The organism is Pseudomonas laurentiana, assembly GCF_014648275.1.
In the GTDB taxonomy this organism is placed as follows: Bacteria; Pseudomonadota; Gammaproteobacteria; order Pseudomonadales; family Pseudomonadaceae; genus Aquipseudomonas; species Aquipseudomonas laurentiana.
Genome location: NZ_BMQU01000121.1, coordinates 1 through 700 on the forward strand (window position 1 = coordinate 1; position 700 = coordinate 700).

A 700-nucleotide genomic window follows, 5' to 3' on the forward strand; every position below is an offset into this window, starting at 1 on the left:
TTTTAATAGAGGTTGTTGAATATTAAAAATTTATTATATGAAATTTTATTTTTTTAGAATGGGTTGAAGGAGTTGGGATTATTGGTGGGGAAGAAGTAATAAATTGGGGTTTATTTGGATTAATGTTATGTGTATTTGGAATATTATGGGATTTTTGTAAAATTGATTGTTATGAGTTTTATGATGAATTTGAATGGGAAATTTAATGGTAAAAATAAGGAGATTTATTAGTTTGTTATTTAGTATGATTTAGTGAAATGATAGAATTTATAAAAATTATTTAATAGGTTTTGGAAGGATTTTTAGGGGGTTTTTATGAGAATTTAGAAAGTAGGGGTTTTGATAGAAAAAGGAATTTAGAATGGAATGATTTTGAATATTGATTTATTAGTAAAAAATTTTTTTTTATTTTTGAATTATTAAAATAAGAATTTTATGTAAGAGTTGAAGTTTTAAAAGGGGAGTTGGGAATTTTTTTTATAGGAGATTAAAGTGGTTTTTTTTGGAGATGGAAAATATGATTATTGGGTTTTATTAATTTGTAAATTTTTTTTGAATTAGTTAAAAGAATGAAATTGGTTGATATTATGATGATATTTGGTAGTATAGATATAATTATGGGAGAAGTTGATTGTTAAAGTGATAATTTATGTAATAGTAGTTTAAATTATAAATTTTTTTGTTAAATTGGAATTTTTAA

General features: G+C 21.7%; 1 protein-coding gene. It reads left to right on the forward strand.

The features are described 5' to 3' along the window. Positions 1-47: 47 nt before the first annotated feature. Positions 48-206 (forward strand): NADH-quinone oxidoreductase subunit D-related protein, encoded by a 159-nt coding sequence (locus IE038_RS25630; RefSeq protein ID WP_498053053.1) that lies wholly within the window; start codon positions 48-50, stop codon positions 204-206. The last annotated feature ends 494 nt before the right edge of the window (positions 207-700 follow it).